We start from the raw sequence: 15,331 nt of genomic DNA on the forward strand, positions 1-15,331 counted from the left end.
TCATTTGGCCAAATAAACCTCCGGGGTTCGGGGCAGAGCCCCGATCCGCCCTTGCCACCTGTCCAGACCGCGCATAATCACTCTGTCATGACCCATATTGCATCCCCCTCCGACCACGACCGTCTGCTGATCATCGATTTTGGCAGTCAGGTTACCCAGCTCATCGCCCGCCGCCTGCGCGAATTGAACGTGTTTTGCGAGATTCACCCCTTTAATGCGGTGACAGATGAATTCCTGAAGGACTTCTCGCCCAAGGCTGTGATCTTCTCCGGCGGTCCGTCGTCGGTCTTCGCCGAAGGCGCGCCCATGCCGCCCGCGTCGGTTTTTGATCTCGGCGTGCCGATCCTTGGCATTTGCTACGGCCAACAGGTGATGATGCATTGCCTTGGCGGCCATGTAGAGCGCGGCCACGGCACCGCCGAATTCGGGCGGGCCTTCGTCACTCCGACAGGCCAGTCGCTCGATCTGCTCGAAGGCTGGTTTACCACCGATCGCGAACAGGTCTGGATGAGCCACGGCGACCACGTCAGCAAAATCGCCCCCGGCTTTCAGGTCTACGGCACCTCGCCCAACGCGCCTTTCGCCATCACCGGTGACCCCGCGCGCAACTTCTACGCGGTGCAGTTCCACCCCGAAGTGCACCACACGCCCAACGGCGCACGGCTTTATGAAAACTTCGTGCGTCTGGCGGGCTTCAAAGGCGACTGGACGATGCGCGCCTACCGTGAGGAGGCGATTGCCGCGATCCGCGAACAGGTTGGCGATCAAAAGGTGATCTGCGGCCTTTCCGGCGGGGTCGATTCGTCGGTCGCGGCTGTGCTGATCCACGAGGCAATCGGAGACCAGCTGACTTGCGTTTTCGTGGACCACGGATTGCTGCGCAAAGGTGAGGCCGAAGAGGTCGTCACCATGTTCCGCGACAACTACAATATGCCGCTGATCCATGCCGACGAGCAGGCGCTGTTTCTAGGTGAGCTTGATGGCGTAAGTGACCCCGAGACCAAAAGAAGAATTATCGGCAAGCTCTTTATTGACGTGTTCCAGAAACACGCCACTGCCGTCGGCGATGCCAAGTTTCTGGCTCAAGGGACGCTCTATCCTGACGTGATCGAAAGCGTCAGTTTTTCGGGCGGTCCTTCGGTCACAATCAAGTCGCATCACAACGTGGGTGGCTTGCCCGAAAAGATGGGCCTCAAGCTGGTCGAGCCGCTGCGCGAACTCTTCAAAGACGAGGTTCGCGCTTTGGGCCGCGAACTGGGTCTGCCCGCATCTTTCATCGGTCGCCATCCTTTCCCCGGCCCCGGTTTGGCAATCCGCTGCCCCGGCGAAATCACCCGCGAAAAGCTGGCGATTCTGCGCGAGGCCGATGCGGTTTATATCGACCAGATACGCCGCCATGGTCTTTATGACGAAATCTGGCAGGCATTTGTCGCGATCCTGCCGGTGCGCACTGTTGGCGTAATGGGCGACGGCCGTACCTATGACTTCGCCTGCGCCCTGCGCGCCGTGACTTCGGTCGACGGGATGACAGCGGATTACTACCCTTTTACCCATGAATTCTTGGGCGAAACCGCCACGCGCATCATTAACGAGGTGCCCGGCATCAACCGCGTGACCTACGACATCACCTCCAAACCTCCTGGCACCATCGAATGGGAATAAATCCGGAAATTGGTGCGGTTACCCTGACCGGTCGCTTGATCTGCACGGATGCAGATCAAGCGACGCGCGTACAGGCCGCATTGGCCGAGCATATCGCGCTAACGCGGGCCGAGGCCGGGTGCCTTTCGTTCGACGTATATCCTACGGGCGATCCGCTGGTCTGGCAGGTCGAGGAGCGCTTCCGCGACACCGATGCCTTCAAGGCCCATCAGGCCCGCGCCGCCGCCTCTGACTGGGGCCGCCAAACGGCGGGCATCACACGGGACTACGTCATCACTGGCATGTCATGAACACCACCCTGCGCGCCGCGATCTGGATGATCGGATCAATCGCCTCGTTCACTACGATGGCCGTTGTCGGCCGCGAGCTGGGGATTCGCGACACCGGACCGCAATTCGATACCTTCGAAATCATGATGTATCGCAGCGCCTTTGGCGTGCTGGTTGTCGTTGGTTTCGCATGGGTCACAGGCGCTTGGCGGCAAATCAATTCCCGTAACTTCGGGCTGCAAGCCGCACGTAACCTAGCGCATTTTACGGGTCAAAACCTGTGGTTCTATGCCGTGACCGTGCTGCCGTTGGCGCAAGTTTTTGCGCTGGAGTTCACCACCCCGCTCTGGGTTATCGTGCTGTCGCCGCTGATCTTGGGCGAACGTTTGACAGGGCCGCGGGCGTTGGCGGCGATACTCGGGTTTATCGGCATTTTGATCGTCGCACGCCCCGACATGGCAGGCATCAACACTGGCATGATCACCGCCGCCAGCTCTGCGGTGTTCTTTGCGCTTACCATGATGTTCACCAAGCGGCTGACCCGCAGCCAAGGCATCACCACGATCCTTTTCTATCTTACCACCTTGCAACTGGGGTTCGGCCTGATCGCGGCGGGCTACGATGGCCAGATCACCCTGCCCGATGCGAGCAGCGTGCCCCTGCTGGCCACTATCGGGGTCTGCGGTTTGCTGGCGCACTTTTGTCTCACCAACGCGCTGGCCATTGCCCCTGCAACCGTCGTGGTGCCGATTGATTTCGTGCGCCTGCCGGTGATCGCGATTGTTGGCAAACTGGCCTATGACGAGGGCTTTGATGTCTGGGTGCTGGTTGGCGCTGCGGTGATCTTTGCGGGCAATTACCTCAACATCTGGTACGAAACCCGAAAGCCCGCTGTCGTAAAAATGTAACGACACGTAGCGTCGCAAAACCCTTCCCCAGCGTCATGCGTTGACCAAATCCCTCCTACGTCCGCTTATGCATCCAACACCTGCTGAGGTCAGTGAGCGTGTAACTTCTGGGGAGGAGTAACGATGAATATCAAGTTTGCAGCCGTCGCCGCACTTTTGGGCAGCACCTGTGCCGCCTCTGCCGGTGGCATCGACCGTTCGGGTCAGTCTATCACGGCTTTGTTTGAAAACGGCCGCTACGGCGAGCTTAGCTTTGCCAGCGTTTCGCCCAGCACGTCCGGCACATCTGTCGCGGGTCTCGGCAGCCGCAATTCGGGCGATCTGACGCCCAGCTATTTCCAGTTTGGTGCCGCCTACAAGGCCGACATCAACGAGCAGCTTTCCTATGCGCTGATCTATGACCAACCCTTTGGCGCCGATGTCGCCTACCCCGGTGGCACAGGTTATTTTGCCCAAGGTTCCAAAGCCGAGTTTGAGAGCCACGCCATCACTGGCCTGTTGCGCTACAAGATGGCCAATAACGTCAGCGTCCACGGTGGTGTGCGCGTTCAGACTATCGAAGCCTCGGCAACAGTGCCCTTCGTGACCGGTGCTGCTGGTCCCTTCGCAGGCGCCCCTTACACCGTAAAGGGCGAGCGCGAGACTGGCGTCGGCTATGTTCTGGGTGCCGCCTATGAAAAGCCCGAGATCGCATTGCGCGTTTCGCTGACCTATAACTCCGCGATCAGCTATGACGTCGACACCACTGAAAGCTCGGTTCTGGGGCCAAACCGCTCCACCACCGAAGTCGAGACACCACAGTCGGTCAACCTCGAGTTCCAGACAGGCATCGCCGCAGACACACTGCTTTTTGGTGGCGTCCGCTGGACCGATTATTCTGAATTCAAAATTCCTCCGGCGAGCTATGCAGCCCTCACCGGTTCATCACTGCTGAGCTACGCGGACGACGTTTACACCTATTCCTTGGGTGTCGGTCGCAAGATCAACGACACATGGTCGGTTTCCGCCTCGGTTGGCTATGAAAAATCCAATGGCGGCTTTGCCTCCAACCTTGGCCCGACTGACGGCAACAAAAGCCTCGCGCTGGCCGCGGTCTATACCCGCGACAACATGAAGATCACCACGGGTGTGCGCTATGTAAACATCGGTGACGCGCAAACCGCGATCCCCAATTTCGCACCTGCCGCGAATTTCGAAGATAACGACGCCGTCGCCTTCGGCATGAAGGTCGGCTTCACTTTCTGATCTCTCTTTCAGAACACTTTCTAGGCTCGTCGCATCGCTGTGGCGGGCCTTTTTCGTGGCTTGCGCATGTTTCGGGTCGCCCCAACAGGTGTCCCAACATAAAGCTGTCCCATGAGCCCACAAAAAACCATCTCCCCGCGTGCCTGGATCGAACTTTTGCTTCTGGCGCTGATCTGGGGCGCGTCGTTCCTGTCGATCCGCGTTGCCCTGGATGAAATCGGTCCGCTGACCATCGTCGCGCATCGGGTGCTTTGGGCGATGCTGATGCTTTGGAGTGTGGTCTTTGCCATGCGCCTGCCACTGCCGCGCGGATTGCCCATTTGGGGGGCGTTCTTGATGATGGGGCTGCTCAACAATGTGGTGCCTTTCGTGCTGATGGCATGGGGTCAGCAGTTTATCACCAGCGGGCTGACCTCGATCCTCAATGCCGCTACGGCAGTGTTTGGCGTGCTCGCCACCGCCGTCTTTTTCGCGGACGAACGGATTTCGCCGCGCAAAGCACTGGGTGTCACTTTGGGCTTTGCCGGCGTGGTCTGCGCCATCGGCTTTGAGAACTTGCGCAACTTCGATATCCGCTCGCTGGCGCAGCTGGCGGTAATCGGCGGCACGGTTTCCTACGCGCTGGCCTCGGTCTGGGCGCGCAAAAAGCTCGGTGGACAGTCGCCTCAGGTCGCCGCTGCGGGGATGCTCACAGGTTCGGCGCTGGTCATGGTGCCTTTGGCATGGGTCTTTGAGGGCCCAATGACCCTCGCGCTGCAAACCCCCACCCTGCTGGCAATCGCCTATTTCGCGCTTCCGGGCACCGCGCTGGCCTATCTGCTCTATTACCGTGTGCTGGCGATGGCGGGCAGCGGCAATCTGATGCTCGTCACGCTGCTGATCCCGCCCGTGGCAATCACCCTTGGCGCGCTCTTGCGGGACGAGACCATGCGCCCTGCGGCTTACGGCGGATTTGCCCTGCTGGCGCTGGGGCTTTTGGTGCTGGATGGCCGTGTCTGGCGTCTGCTGCGGGCATGGGGTACTCAGGGCAAACCCTGACAGATACGGACGCCACAACAATGCTTTACCCCACTGCCCAAGATTGGCGCGCAGCACCGCAACGCAAGGTGCTTGTCTTTGGAATGTCCGGTCTGGGCAAAACCCATCTGTCGGGCTTGCTGCGCGGCACCGGTGACTGGTTTCACTATTCCATCGATTACCGTATCGGCACGCGCTACCTGGGCGAGATCATCGCCGATAACGCCAAGGCCGAGGCGATGAAGGTGCCGTTCCTGCGCGAACTGCTGCTCAGCGATTCGATCTACATTGGCTCCAACATCACTTTCGAGAACCTCTCCCCCGTTGCCACATGGCTCGGGAAACCCGGCAATCCGGCCAAAGGCGGGTTGCCAATGGCGGACTACGCCAAGCGCCAAGAGGCCTTCCGTCAGGCCGAAATCGCCGCCCTTAACGACACCGCACATTTCGCGACCCGCGCCCAAAGCCTTTATGGCTATGACCACTTTATCTGCGACACTGGGGGATCAATCTGCGAATGGGTTGATGCCGCCGATCCCGCCGACCCGCTGCTAAGTGCGCTCTCAGAGGAATGTCTGCTGGTCTGGATAAAGGGCGACGCGGCCCATACCCAAGAGTTGATCCGCCGCTTTGACAAAAACCCCAAACCGATGGCCTACCAGCCCGCCTTCCTTGCCCGCGTCTGGGAGGAATACCTTGCGGAGAAAGAGTGTGTGCCCGAAGTCGTCAATCCCGATGCCTTCATCCGCTGGACCTATGCCAAGGCGCTCAACCACCGTCAGCCGCGCTATGAGGCAATGGCGAAATGGGGCGTCACCATTTCCGCCGATCAGGTCGGCGCGCTGAAAAATCAAGATGATTTCACCGATTTGATCGCCAGTTGCCTGCCGACATGACCGAACAGTGATCACCCCAGCCCTGCCCTGCCTCTTGGCACGCGCCGCCTTGCGGCCTATCTAAACGCCTCACCGACCAAAGGTTTCTCTCATGCCCATCAAGATCCCCTCCACCCTGCCTGCCTTTGACGTGCTGACGCGCGAAGGCGTGATGGTGGTGGATGAGGAGCTTGCCGCCAGTCAGGACATCCGCCCGCTGCGCATTGCGCTGCTGAACCTGATGCCCAAGAAAATCCAGACCGAGAACCAGTTCGCCCGTCTGATCGGCGCGACGCCCTTGCAGATCGAGCTCAGCCTGTGGCGGATGACCGACCACCGTACCCGCAATACCGCCGCCGAACATATGAAAAGCTTCTACCGCCCCGTGAGCAAAATCTGGGATCAGAAGTTTGACGGGCTGATCATTACCGGCGCGCCGATTGAGCATATGCCGTTCGAGGATGTCACCTATTGGGACGAGCTGCGCCGCGTCATGGACTGGACCCAGACCAATGTGCACTCCACCTTTGGCGTCTGCTGGGGCGGCATGGCGATGATCCACCATTTTCACGGCGTCGACAAACATATCCTGAGCGATAAGGCTTTTGGGTGCTTCCGCCACGCCAACCGCGCCCCCGCCTCACCCTACCTACGCGGGTTTTCGGACGAATGTGTGGTGCCTGTGTCGCGCTGGACCGAGATGAAGCAAGCCGAGGTCGACGCCCAACCAGGCCTCACCACCCTGCTCAGCAGCGACGAAGTCGGGCCTTGTCTGGTCGAGGACGCCTCCCACCGCGCGCTCTATGTGTTCAACCACTTTGAATACGACCGTGAAACGCTCAAGCAGGAATACGACCGCGACGCCGCCGTCGGCGTGCCGATCAACGTGCCCTGCAACTATTACCCCCAAGACAATCCCGCACTGCCGCCAGTCAACCGTTGGCGCAGCCATGCGCATCTGCTCTATGGCAACTGGATCAACGAGATGTACCAGTCGACGCCGTTCGATCTGAACGCCATTGGCCACTAAGGTGCTCCTGTCCCTGCTGGTCCTTCTCGCGGTCATGATCGCGCTGACCCAATGGCGTGCCGGCCAGCGCGAGGCCCGTGCCATCCGTGATTTTCTGCCCGTCGGGCAGATCGTCGATGTGGATGGCACGCAGGTCCACGTGCAAATTCTGGGCCAGCCCAAAGGTGCCGCGCCCGATCTTGTCATGCTCCACGGCGCCAGCGGCAACCTGCGCGACTTTACTCTCGACCTCGCGGCGCGGCTCGCAGAAGACTACCGCGTGATTTTGATGGACCGCCCCGGCCTTGGCTGGACGGCACGGCTGCCGCAGCATATCGGTGCGTGGAACGCGTCGTCGGAGACACCAAGCGAACAGGCAGAACTGCTCTACCGTGCCGCGCAGCAAGTCGGCGCTGACCGCCCCATCGTGCTCGGCCATTCTTACGGCGGTGCCGTGGCGCTCGCTTGGGCGCTTGATCATCCCGCCGCAGCCTTGGTGCTGGTGGCGGCTGTGTCAGAGCCTTGGCCCGGCAGTCTGGGCTGGACCTACCGCATGACCGGATCGGCAGCAGGCGGCGCGCTCGCGATCCCGCTCGTCACGGCCTTCCTGCCCGAGCGTTTCGTCGCAGCCAGTATCGAGAGCATCTTCGCCCCACAACAGGCGCCTGACGGCTATGCCGAACACCTCGGCACTGACCTCACCCTGCGCCGCACCTCGATGCGTGCAAATGCCCAACAGGTCAATTCGCTGCTGCCGCACATCGTGGCGATGCAACAGCGCTATGACACGCTTTCTCTACCGATTGAGCTGATCCACGGCACCGCCGATACCATCGTGCCCGCACATATCCATGCCGAAGTTTTCGCCCGCGAGGTACCTTCTGCCGTGCTGACCCTGATGCCTGACATCGGTCACATGCCGCATCTCGTCGACCCGCAAGCCACGGTTGATGCGATCCACCGCGCTGCGCAAAGGGCGGGTTTGCGTTAACGCAGCCAACGGCCCATATTGAACCCAACACTCATTCCGGAGGCACTATGACACTGCCCTTTGACGGCGCAATCAGCGCGTTTTTCGAAAACGATGCGCCTTCTGAGTTGCGCAATGAAATTCGCCGTGCCGAAAAGGACGATGTCCTCGGCAATAGCTATCCCCATTCCGAACGGCTGGCCCGCAAGGTCTATGAGAAAGACTACGAAAAGCTGCAGATCGAATTGGTGAAACTGCAGGCTTGGGTGCGCGACAGCGGCACCCGTATCGCGATGGTCTTTGAGGGCCGCGACGCCGCGGGCAAAGGCGGCACCATCGGGCGGATGCGCGACAATCTAAATCCGCGTTCAGCCCATATCGTCGCCTTGCCCAAACCCACTGAAACCGAAGCGGGCCAATGGTATTTTCAACGCTATATCAAGCACCTGCCCACCGCAGGCGAAATGGTGTTCTATGACCGCTCGTGGTACAATCGCGGCGTGGTCGAACCCGTCTTTGGCTTTTGCACCGACGAGCAGCGCGCGCATTTCTTCCAACAGGTGAACCCCTTTGAGGCGATGTTGGTCGAAGACGGCATCCACCTGTTTAAATTCTGGCTCAACGTCGGGCGCGCTGAACAACTGCGCCGGATGCTGGCCCGCGAAAGCGACCCGCTTAAACAGTGGAAGCTCAGCATGATCGACGTCAAAGGCCTTGGCAAATGGGACGCATACTCCGCCGCGATCCGCGACACCCTGACCCGCAGCCACACCGACGCCGCCCCTTGGACGGTGATCCGTTCGGACGACAAACGCCGCGCCCGCCTCAATGCCATCCGCGTGGTGCTCAGCGCGTTCGATTATCCGCAAAAAGACCGTAAGGCGATTGGCACAGTTGACCTTGAAATCGTCGGCACACCGGACATCTGGGATGCCTAAACGCGGCTATCATCACGGCAATCTACGCACGGCCCTGACCAATGCAGCGTTGCAATTGATCGAATTGCGCGGCCCGACGGGCTTCACCCTCTCCGAGGCTGCCAAACAGGCTGGCGTCACCCCTGCAGCGGTCTATCGCCACTTTGAGGGGCGCGAAGACCTGATCGCCGAAGCCGCCATGCAAGGTTATGAAATATTCGGCGAACGTATGGAGGCCGCCTACCAGTCCGGCCAGCCTTCGGCGCTGAAGGCTTTTGAAGCGACGGGCCGCGCCTATCTTGCCTTTGCCCGCGAATTTCCCGGCCACTACATTGCGATGTTTGAATCCGGTATTTCAGTCAATCGCAGCCCGGAACTTGCCAGCCTTGCGAACCGCGCCAACGGCGTACTTGAAAAAGCCGCCGCCGACCTCAGCCAACACATCCCTGCCGAAAAACGCCCGCCCGCCGCGATGTTTTCTGCCCATATCTGGGCGATGAGCCACGGCGTGGTCGAGCTTTTCGCGCGTAACTCCCCGGGACGGGCCTCGCCGTTTCCAGCAGACGAACTGCTGGAAAGCGGCATCGGCATCTATCTGCGTGGCCTTGGTCTGATCGGCCCCGACGACTAGATCACGCGGCTTGCGCCAAATCCCCCATGATCCCCGCCGCAATCTCGAACGACCGAAGCCGCGCGGCGTGATCATGGATTTGCCCTGTCAGGATCATCTCGTCCGGCTGATACCGCGTGATCATCTCTTGCAACTGCGCCCGCACCGTAGCGGCAGAGCCCACAGCCGAGACCCGCAACGCCTGATCGACGCCCCTCCGCACAGCTTGCCCGATCTCCGCGTCGATATCCTTTACAGGTCGCGGCAACTTGCCCCGCTGTCCGGTCCGCATCCGCGCAAAAGCCTGTTGCATCGAGGTCCGCAAATAAGCCCCCTCCGCATCGCTCTCTGCCGCAAAAACATTGGCCGCCAACATGAAATGCGGCTTTTTCCATTGCGCCGAGGGTCGGAAGTCACGCCGGTAAATCGCAATCGCATCTTCCAATGCGTCAGGGGCGAAATGCGAAGCAAAGGCATAGGGCAATCCGAACTGCGCAGCCAATTGCGCCCCGAACAGCGACGATCCGAGAATCCAGACCGGCACCTGCGTCCCTTCACCCGGCAAAGCCCGCACCTGTGCTTGTGGCTTGGCTTCACCCAGATAGCCAATCAACTCGGCCACATCTTCGGGAAAACGATCACCCCCCGCACGCCGCAACGCGTGATACACCGCCCCGTCGCCACCCGGCGCACGCCCCAGCCCCAGATCAATCCGGTCGCCATGAATCGTCGCCAGCGTGCCAAACTGCTCGGCTATCGCCAATGGCGCATGGTTGGGCAACATCACCCCGCCTGCACCAACCCGAATAGTTTTCGTATGATCCGCCACATGCCCGATCAACACCGAGGTCGCCGCCGAGGCGATCCCCGGCATGTTGTGATGCTCGGCCATCCAGTACCGATGATAGCCCAGCTTTTCCGCATGCTGCGCCAGTTCAACAGTATTGGAAATTGCCGTCGCCGCATCAGCGCCCTCAGGCACTGGCGCCAGATCAAGTACAGAAAATTTCACGAGATATTTCTCCTTCGTTGCACCCCATATAGGCACCCGCCCCGCAACAAGAACACCTTGCCGCTCTTTTTGACCGAAAATATCATAGAGGGGGGCCGGGGAGGCAAAGCCACCCCGGCCCCCCTCACAAAACCCGTACAAACGAAAAAGGCCGCCCCGAGGGACGGCCTTTTCCAATTCTGATAAAGCAGAGATTAACGCTTGGAGAACTGGAAGCTCTTACGCGCTTTGGCCTTACCGTATTTCTTACGTTCCACAACGCGGCTGTCGCGTGTGAGGAAGCCTGCGGCTTTCAACGCGCCACGCAGCGAGGGATCATAAAGCTGCAGCGCCTTGGAGACACCGTGCTTTACCGCACCGGCCTGACCAGACAGACCGCCACCCTTAACGGTCGCCACAACGTCGAACTGGTCAACGGTGTTGGTGATCCCGAACGGCTGGGCCAGGATCATCTGCAAAACAGGGCGCGCAAAATATTCGTTCTGCGGCTTGCCGTTTACAGTTACCTTGCCGGAACCTGGCTTGATCCAGACGCGGGCGACCGCATCTTTACGCTTGCCGGTCGCATAGGCGCGGCCCAAAGAGTCGCGCACAGGCTCGCGCGGGGTCATGTCAACTTCGGTGCCCTGAACGGCGCCGATGTTTTCAGTCACGGCCGCTTCGAGACCTTCGAGTGTTTTGATTTCTTCAGCCATGCTCATGCACTCCGCGTGTTTTTAGAGTTCATGGACTTCACATCCAGAACTTCGGGGCTCTGGGCCTCGTGTGGGTGTTCGCCACCTGCATAGACTCGCAGGTTTGTCATGATCTGGCGGCTCAGACGGTTGCCGGGCAGCATGCGCTTGACGGCCTGTGTCACGATACGCTCGGGGTGTGCACCCTCAAGGATCTGCGCTTTGGTGCGCGATTTGATCCCGCCGGGGTGGCCGGTGTGCCAGTAGAAGTGCTCTTCGCGCTTCTTGCCGGTCATCTGGACCTTCTCAGCATTGATAATGATGACATTGTCACCACAATCCATGTGAGGAGTGAACGACGGCTTGTGCTTGCCGCGCAGGCGCATGGCAACGATCGAAGCAAGACGGCCCAGCACCACGCCTTCGGCGTCGATGATGATCCATTTCTTGTCGATGTCTGCCGGTGTAGCAGTAAAGGTTTTCATCGGTGTGTCCTGTGTATGTTAGCGGGCGCAAGGCAAAACCCTACGCCGTCAGGGGATGGCCGGGGTATAAAGCAGCCCCGCGCACCGTCAAGAGCGTTAAATCACATAAATTTCAGCAATATCAGATACTTACAAATAAGGTATTATAATACCCCAAAATTGCCCTCGATCTGCTGCCTCAAACTCCGATTTGCTCGGGCGGATTGTCGAGCAGCCTGCGCAAACGTCCGATGGCGGCACTAAAGCTGTCGATCCCTACGCCTGCATTGATGGCCATACGTACCGCATGCGGGGTGCGGGCGTCGCGGGGTGAAAATTCCTCCGCGGGGCGCACCGGCACATCTGCCGCCTCCGCGGCCTGACAGAACGCACTGGCCCGCCAGCCTTGCGGCAATGTCAGCCACAAGAACGGCACATCGGGCGAATAGCGCATGTCATGACCGCGCAAAATGCCGGCGGCCACCTCAATATAGCGCGCATAGGTCTCGCGGGCCGCATTGGTCAGCCCTTCAAGGCGCGGGTCCGCCAGCAGCAACGCTGCGAGATCAATCATCGGAGTCGGCAGGCCAAACATGCCATGCTCCTTGGCGCGGCGCAGCAGCCCCACCTTACCGGGGGGCGCCACCGCAAACCCCAATCGCAGCGCTGGCGTCAGCGTCTTGGCGATCGACGAAATATACCATCCCAGATCAGGCGCCAGTAAACGATAGCTTGCCTCGCGCGCCACCCCCATCCGGTAGCAGTCATCCTCCAGAATCTGGATGCCGTTGGCGCGGGCGACTTCGACCAGCTCCATCCGCCGCGACAGCGGCGTTTTCACTACGGTCGGGTTATGCACCTCGGGCGAGGTGCATAGGATTTGCGCATCACAGCCCCGCGCGGCCCGCGCCAGCGCTTCGGGGATAATGCCATGCGCGTCCATCTCGACAGGGACGACATCAGCCCGCATCAACTCCGCCGCACGGCGAAACCCCGGATAGGCCAGCTCTTCCACTAACACGGTCGGGCGGCGTCCGGTCAGCACGGCCTGAAGCACCAGCAATATCGCATGCTGCCCGCCGCCGGTAAGAACGACGTCATCGGCATCGATCTGCCCCAAGGGGCAATCCGCCATCCATCCCAAAGCCGCGCGACGCGCCGCTGCTGCCGCTGGACGTGACGGATAATGCATAACACCCGAGGCTGGCTCCTGCGCGACCTTGCCCAACAATTCGCGGATCAAACCCGCCTGCCCGACCTCCGGCAGAACGGGCGAGAACAAGTTAACGCGAAAGCTCTCCCGCGGGCTGTTGTGTGGCACTGTGTTAAGCTCAAGCGGCACATAGGGCTCGTCCGGCTCCGGCGCTGACACAAATGTTCCGCGCCCGACGCCGGCGGTCAGCGCGCCTTCATCCGTCAAAACAGTATAGGCCCGCGCGACCGTGCCGGGGGTAATACCCAATTTCCACGCCAGTTCGCGCACCGGCGGCAGGCGCGCGCCTTGCGCCAACAATCCCTGTGCGATGGCCGCACGAATGTCCTGCGCAACCGCGCGATATTTCGGCCCCGCCGCCTCGGCGAGTTTCGGCTCCCAAATTGTATCCATTACAATGTTTCTCTGGTTTCCATGTAAACTATATTGTATCAATTTCTTGTAGCAATCCTGCTCATTGTGTCAATACAATATTAGGACAAGGAGTTTTTCCATGACACAGGTGATGACCAATACCCCCGATGCATTTGGTGTGCTGAACCAGCGCGGCCTGCCCGTGCTTGCAGTTCTGGCGCTCAAATTTGCGGTCTGCCTGACGACATGGACAACCCGCCGCCGCACCCGCCTTGCGCTGCAACAACTAGACGCCTGGCAACTCGCGGATGTGGGCCTCACACCGGATTTGGCCTCGCAAGAAGCCACCCGCGTGTTCTGGAGAGCGTAGCATCCCTGTGGCGCTTTACAGACCTCTTCACTGGGCCGGGATTTCCCGGCCCATTTTTCGTCAGCCCATAATTTTCCGGCTGGCCTAAACGGCCATCTGTTTTGGCGGGATGGCGTAGGTCAGGCTGGCCCGCGCCACGGGCAGATCCGAGCCTTCGGAATGTATCAATACATCCGTTACCGATAGCGTCCGCCCGAGCTTTAACAGCCGCGCCGTCGCAACCAGCGGCACATCAGCCAAGGGCTTGCGCATAAAATCAATCGAGCAATTCGTCGTCACGGCCAGAGCTTGCGGCCCGATCTGGCTGAGCGTTGCGAGGTAGGCCGCCACATCGGCCAACGCAAACATTGACGGGCCAGACACTGTGCCACCGGGGCGCAAATGCTTGTCGGCGGTCAACAACCGCATGGTAATGCCGCTCTCACCCACATGATCCACGGCAAAGTCATCCGCCACCTGCTGAAACACTTCGCGCATGAAATCTGTCAGTGCCTGCGCATCCATTACCACGGCCATACTTGTTCTCCCTGTTCGGTCCGGCCTAGACTTGTCCCGGTTCTGGCGGGAGGTGCAAGATGGCAATTCTGGATATCGAGACGCGCGGCGCGGTTGCCCATCTCACGATGAACGCGCCCGAGCGGCTGAATGCGATCAGCGACGAGATGCTGGAGGCGCTGCAAACCACCCTCGACAGGCTCGCAGACGACCCCAACATTCGGGTGATCATTCTCGCGGGCACGGGCAAGGCATTTTGTGCTGGCCACGATCTGCGCCAAATGACGGCGATGCGCCAAGCCAGCGATGGCGGGGCAGCGGCGTTCAAAGACTTGTTCGAGCGTTGTGCCCGTGTGATGGCGCGCATCCGGTCGATGCCGCAACCGGTGATCGCGCAGGTACACGGCATTGCCACCGCGGCCGGATGCCAATTGGTCGCGACTTGTGATCTGGCCGTTGCCGCCGAAGACACCCGATTTGGCGTGAACGGTGTGAATATTGGCCTGTTCTGCTCAACACCGATGGTGGCGCTGAGCCGTAATATCCCGCGCAAACAGGCGTTTGAGATGCTCACCACCGGTGACTTCATCTCCGCCAACCGCGCGCAGGATTTGGGGCTGGTCAACCGCGTGGTGCCGCACTCCAAGCTTTCCGCCACCACCCAAGCACTTGCGACGCAGATCGCAGCCAAGCTTGGGGTCGCCGTCAAGATCGGCAAACGCGCCTTTTACCAGCAACTCGAAATGCCGATCGACGCCGCCTATGATTTCACCGGTCAGGCCATGGTCGAAAACATGCTGCACAGCGATACCACCGAAGGCATCGAGGCATTTCTGGAAAAGCGTGACCCCAACTGGATACAGTAACGCCAGCTTCACAACCCTCCCGACGAAGGTACTAACGGACTCCCGCTTGCTGGCACGGTCTATGCGATTCGGCTCCAATTAATTGCCACGCGTGCAACGTAACGCCCCCTCCTGAGATTTACCGCATATTCTGGCGGCCTTGGGCACATTGGCCCGCATCAAAGACAGGTTGGCCCGGTTTAAAAGACGAGCAATCGTGGTCTGAAGGTGCCGCAAACTGTGCGCATAGGCCTTTGTGTTGACCCGATCATCCGCCGCCCCCGATCCAATTCGCCCTTAAAACAAAGGGGATACGCGCGATTGGCAGCGATTCTGCGCATTGTTTCCCAGTACTTCACGCATTGTTGACGCAATACTTCTGGCAAATCTGGCTCAATTGGGGCATCTTTACGGCAAGGGCA

General features: G+C 60.0%; 17 protein-coding genes. 12 read left to right on the forward strand and 5 right to left on the reverse strand.

Annotated elements, in window-relative coordinates:
• The first annotated feature begins 87 nt into the window (after positions 1-87).
• The 10 genes from guaA to BM174_RS03920 all read left to right on the forward strand — a co-directional run bounded on the left by guaA (position 88) and on the right by BM174_RS03920 (position 9,503).
• Positions 88-1,662 carry a glutamine-hydrolyzing GMP synthase gene (guaA, locus tag BM174_RS03875; RefSeq protein WP_093922510.1) on the forward strand — a complete coding sequence of 525 codons (1,575 nt, stop codon included), beginning with the start codon at positions 88-90 and terminating at the stop codon, positions 1,660-1,662.
• Positions 1,653-1,952 (forward strand): putative quinol monooxygenase, encoded by a 300-nt coding sequence (locus BM174_RS03880; protein ID WP_093922511.1) that lies wholly within the window; start codon positions 1,653-1,655, stop codon positions 1,950-1,952. Before guaA ends, BM174_RS03880 begins: the two co-directional genes overlap by 10 nt.
• Positions 1,949-2,839, forward strand: coding sequence for a DMT family transporter (locus tag BM174_RS03885; protein WP_093922512.1), 891 nt, complete (start codon positions 1,949-1,951; stop codon positions 2,837-2,839). Before BM174_RS03880 ends, BM174_RS03885 begins: the two co-directional genes overlap by 4 nt.
• Before the next feature lie 123 nt (positions 2,840-2,962).
• The gene (locus tag BM174_RS03890) at positions 2,963-4,084 is read left to right on the forward strand and encodes an OmpP1/FadL family transporter (RefSeq protein ID WP_093922513.1); all 1,122 of its coding nucleotides are present in this window, start codon (positions 2,963-2,965) and stop codon (positions 4,082-4,084) included.
• Positions 4,085-4,195: 111 nt separating this feature from the next.
• A complete protein-coding gene (locus tag BM174_RS03895; protein ID WP_093922514.1) occupies positions 4,196-5,122 on the forward strand; it encodes a DMT family transporter in 927 nt (308 codons plus the stop codon).
• Between the two features lie 20 nt (positions 5,123-5,142).
• Positions 5,143-5,997: an ATPase gene (locus BM174_RS03900; protein WP_093922515.1), complete on the forward strand. Its 855-nt coding sequence runs from the start codon at positions 5,143-5,145 to the stop codon at positions 5,995-5,997.
• A 91-nt stretch (positions 5,998-6,088) separates the two neighbouring features.
• Entirely contained in the window at positions 6,089-7,006 is a 918-nt protein-coding gene (locus BM174_RS03905) for a homoserine O-succinyltransferase (RefSeq protein WP_093922516.1), read from the forward strand.
• A 1-nt stretch (position 7,007) separates the two neighbouring features.
• The gene (locus BM174_RS03910) at positions 7,008-7,976 is read left to right on the forward strand and encodes an alpha/beta fold hydrolase (RefSeq protein WP_245766258.1); all 969 of its coding nucleotides are present in this window, start codon (positions 7,008-7,010) and stop codon (positions 7,974-7,976) included.
• Positions 7,977-8,023: 47 nt separating this feature from the next.
• Positions 8,024-8,893: a polyphosphate kinase 2 gene (gene ppk2, locus BM174_RS03915; RefSeq protein WP_093922517.1), complete on the forward strand. Its 870-nt coding sequence runs from the start codon at positions 8,024-8,026 to the stop codon at positions 8,891-8,893.
• A complete protein-coding gene (locus BM174_RS03920; RefSeq protein WP_093922518.1) occupies positions 8,886-9,503 on the forward strand; it encodes a TetR/AcrR family transcriptional regulator in 618 nt (205 codons plus the stop codon). The genes ppk2 and BM174_RS03920 overlap by 8 nt, the downstream gene beginning before the upstream one ends.
• 1 nt (position 9,504) lies before the next feature.
• On the opposite strand, the gene BM174_RS03925 is transcribed toward BM174_RS03920, so the two are convergent.
• The 4 genes from BM174_RS03925 to BM174_RS03940 form a co-directional block, all read right to left on the reverse strand.
• Entirely contained in the window at positions 9,505-10,494 is a 990-nt protein-coding gene (locus tag BM174_RS03925) for an LLM class flavin-dependent oxidoreductase (protein ID WP_093922625.1), read from the reverse strand.
• A 194-nt stretch (positions 10,495-10,688) separates the two neighbouring features.
• On the reverse strand, positions 10,689-11,189 hold the full coding sequence (rpsI, locus tag BM174_RS03930) for a 30S ribosomal protein S9 (protein ID WP_093922519.1): 501 nt from the start codon (positions 11,187-11,189) through the stop codon (positions 10,689-10,691).
• A gap of 2 nt (positions 11,190-11,191) precedes the next feature.
• Positions 11,192-11,653 (reverse strand): 50S ribosomal protein L13, encoded by a 462-nt coding sequence (rplM, locus tag BM174_RS03935; RefSeq protein WP_093922520.1) that lies wholly within the window; start codon positions 11,651-11,653, stop codon positions 11,192-11,194.
• A gap of 178 nt (positions 11,654-11,831) precedes the next feature.
• Entirely contained in the window at positions 11,832-13,238 is a 1,407-nt protein-coding gene (locus BM174_RS03940) for an aminotransferase-like domain-containing protein (protein ID WP_093922521.1), read from the reverse strand.
• A 100-nt stretch (positions 13,239-13,338) separates the two neighbouring features.
• On the opposite strand from BM174_RS03940, the gene BM174_RS03945 reads away from it, so the two are divergent.
• A complete protein-coding gene (locus tag BM174_RS03945) occupies positions 13,339-13,569 on the forward strand; it encodes a DUF1127 domain-containing protein (protein ID WP_093922522.1) in 231 nt (76 codons plus the stop codon).
• 84 nt (positions 13,570-13,653) lie between these two features.
• On the opposite strand, the gene BM174_RS03950 is transcribed toward BM174_RS03945, so the two are convergent.
• On the reverse strand, positions 13,654-14,085 hold the full coding sequence (locus tag BM174_RS03950; RefSeq protein ID WP_093922523.1) for a PaaI family thioesterase: 432 nt from the start codon (positions 14,083-14,085) through the stop codon (positions 13,654-13,656).
• Between the two features lie 59 nt (positions 14,086-14,144).
• Between BM174_RS03950 and BM174_RS03955 the strand changes: the two genes are divergently transcribed.
• Positions 14,145-14,930 (forward strand): enoyl-CoA hydratase, encoded by a 786-nt coding sequence (locus BM174_RS03955; RefSeq protein ID WP_093922524.1) that lies wholly within the window; start codon positions 14,145-14,147, stop codon positions 14,928-14,930.
• Positions 14,931-15,331 lie beyond the last annotated feature (401 nt).

Origin of the sequence: Sulfitobacter brevis, assembly GCF_900112755.1 — a bacterium.
Classification (GTDB): Bacteria; Pseudomonadota; Alphaproteobacteria; order Rhodobacterales; family Rhodobacteraceae; genus Sulfitobacter; species Sulfitobacter brevis.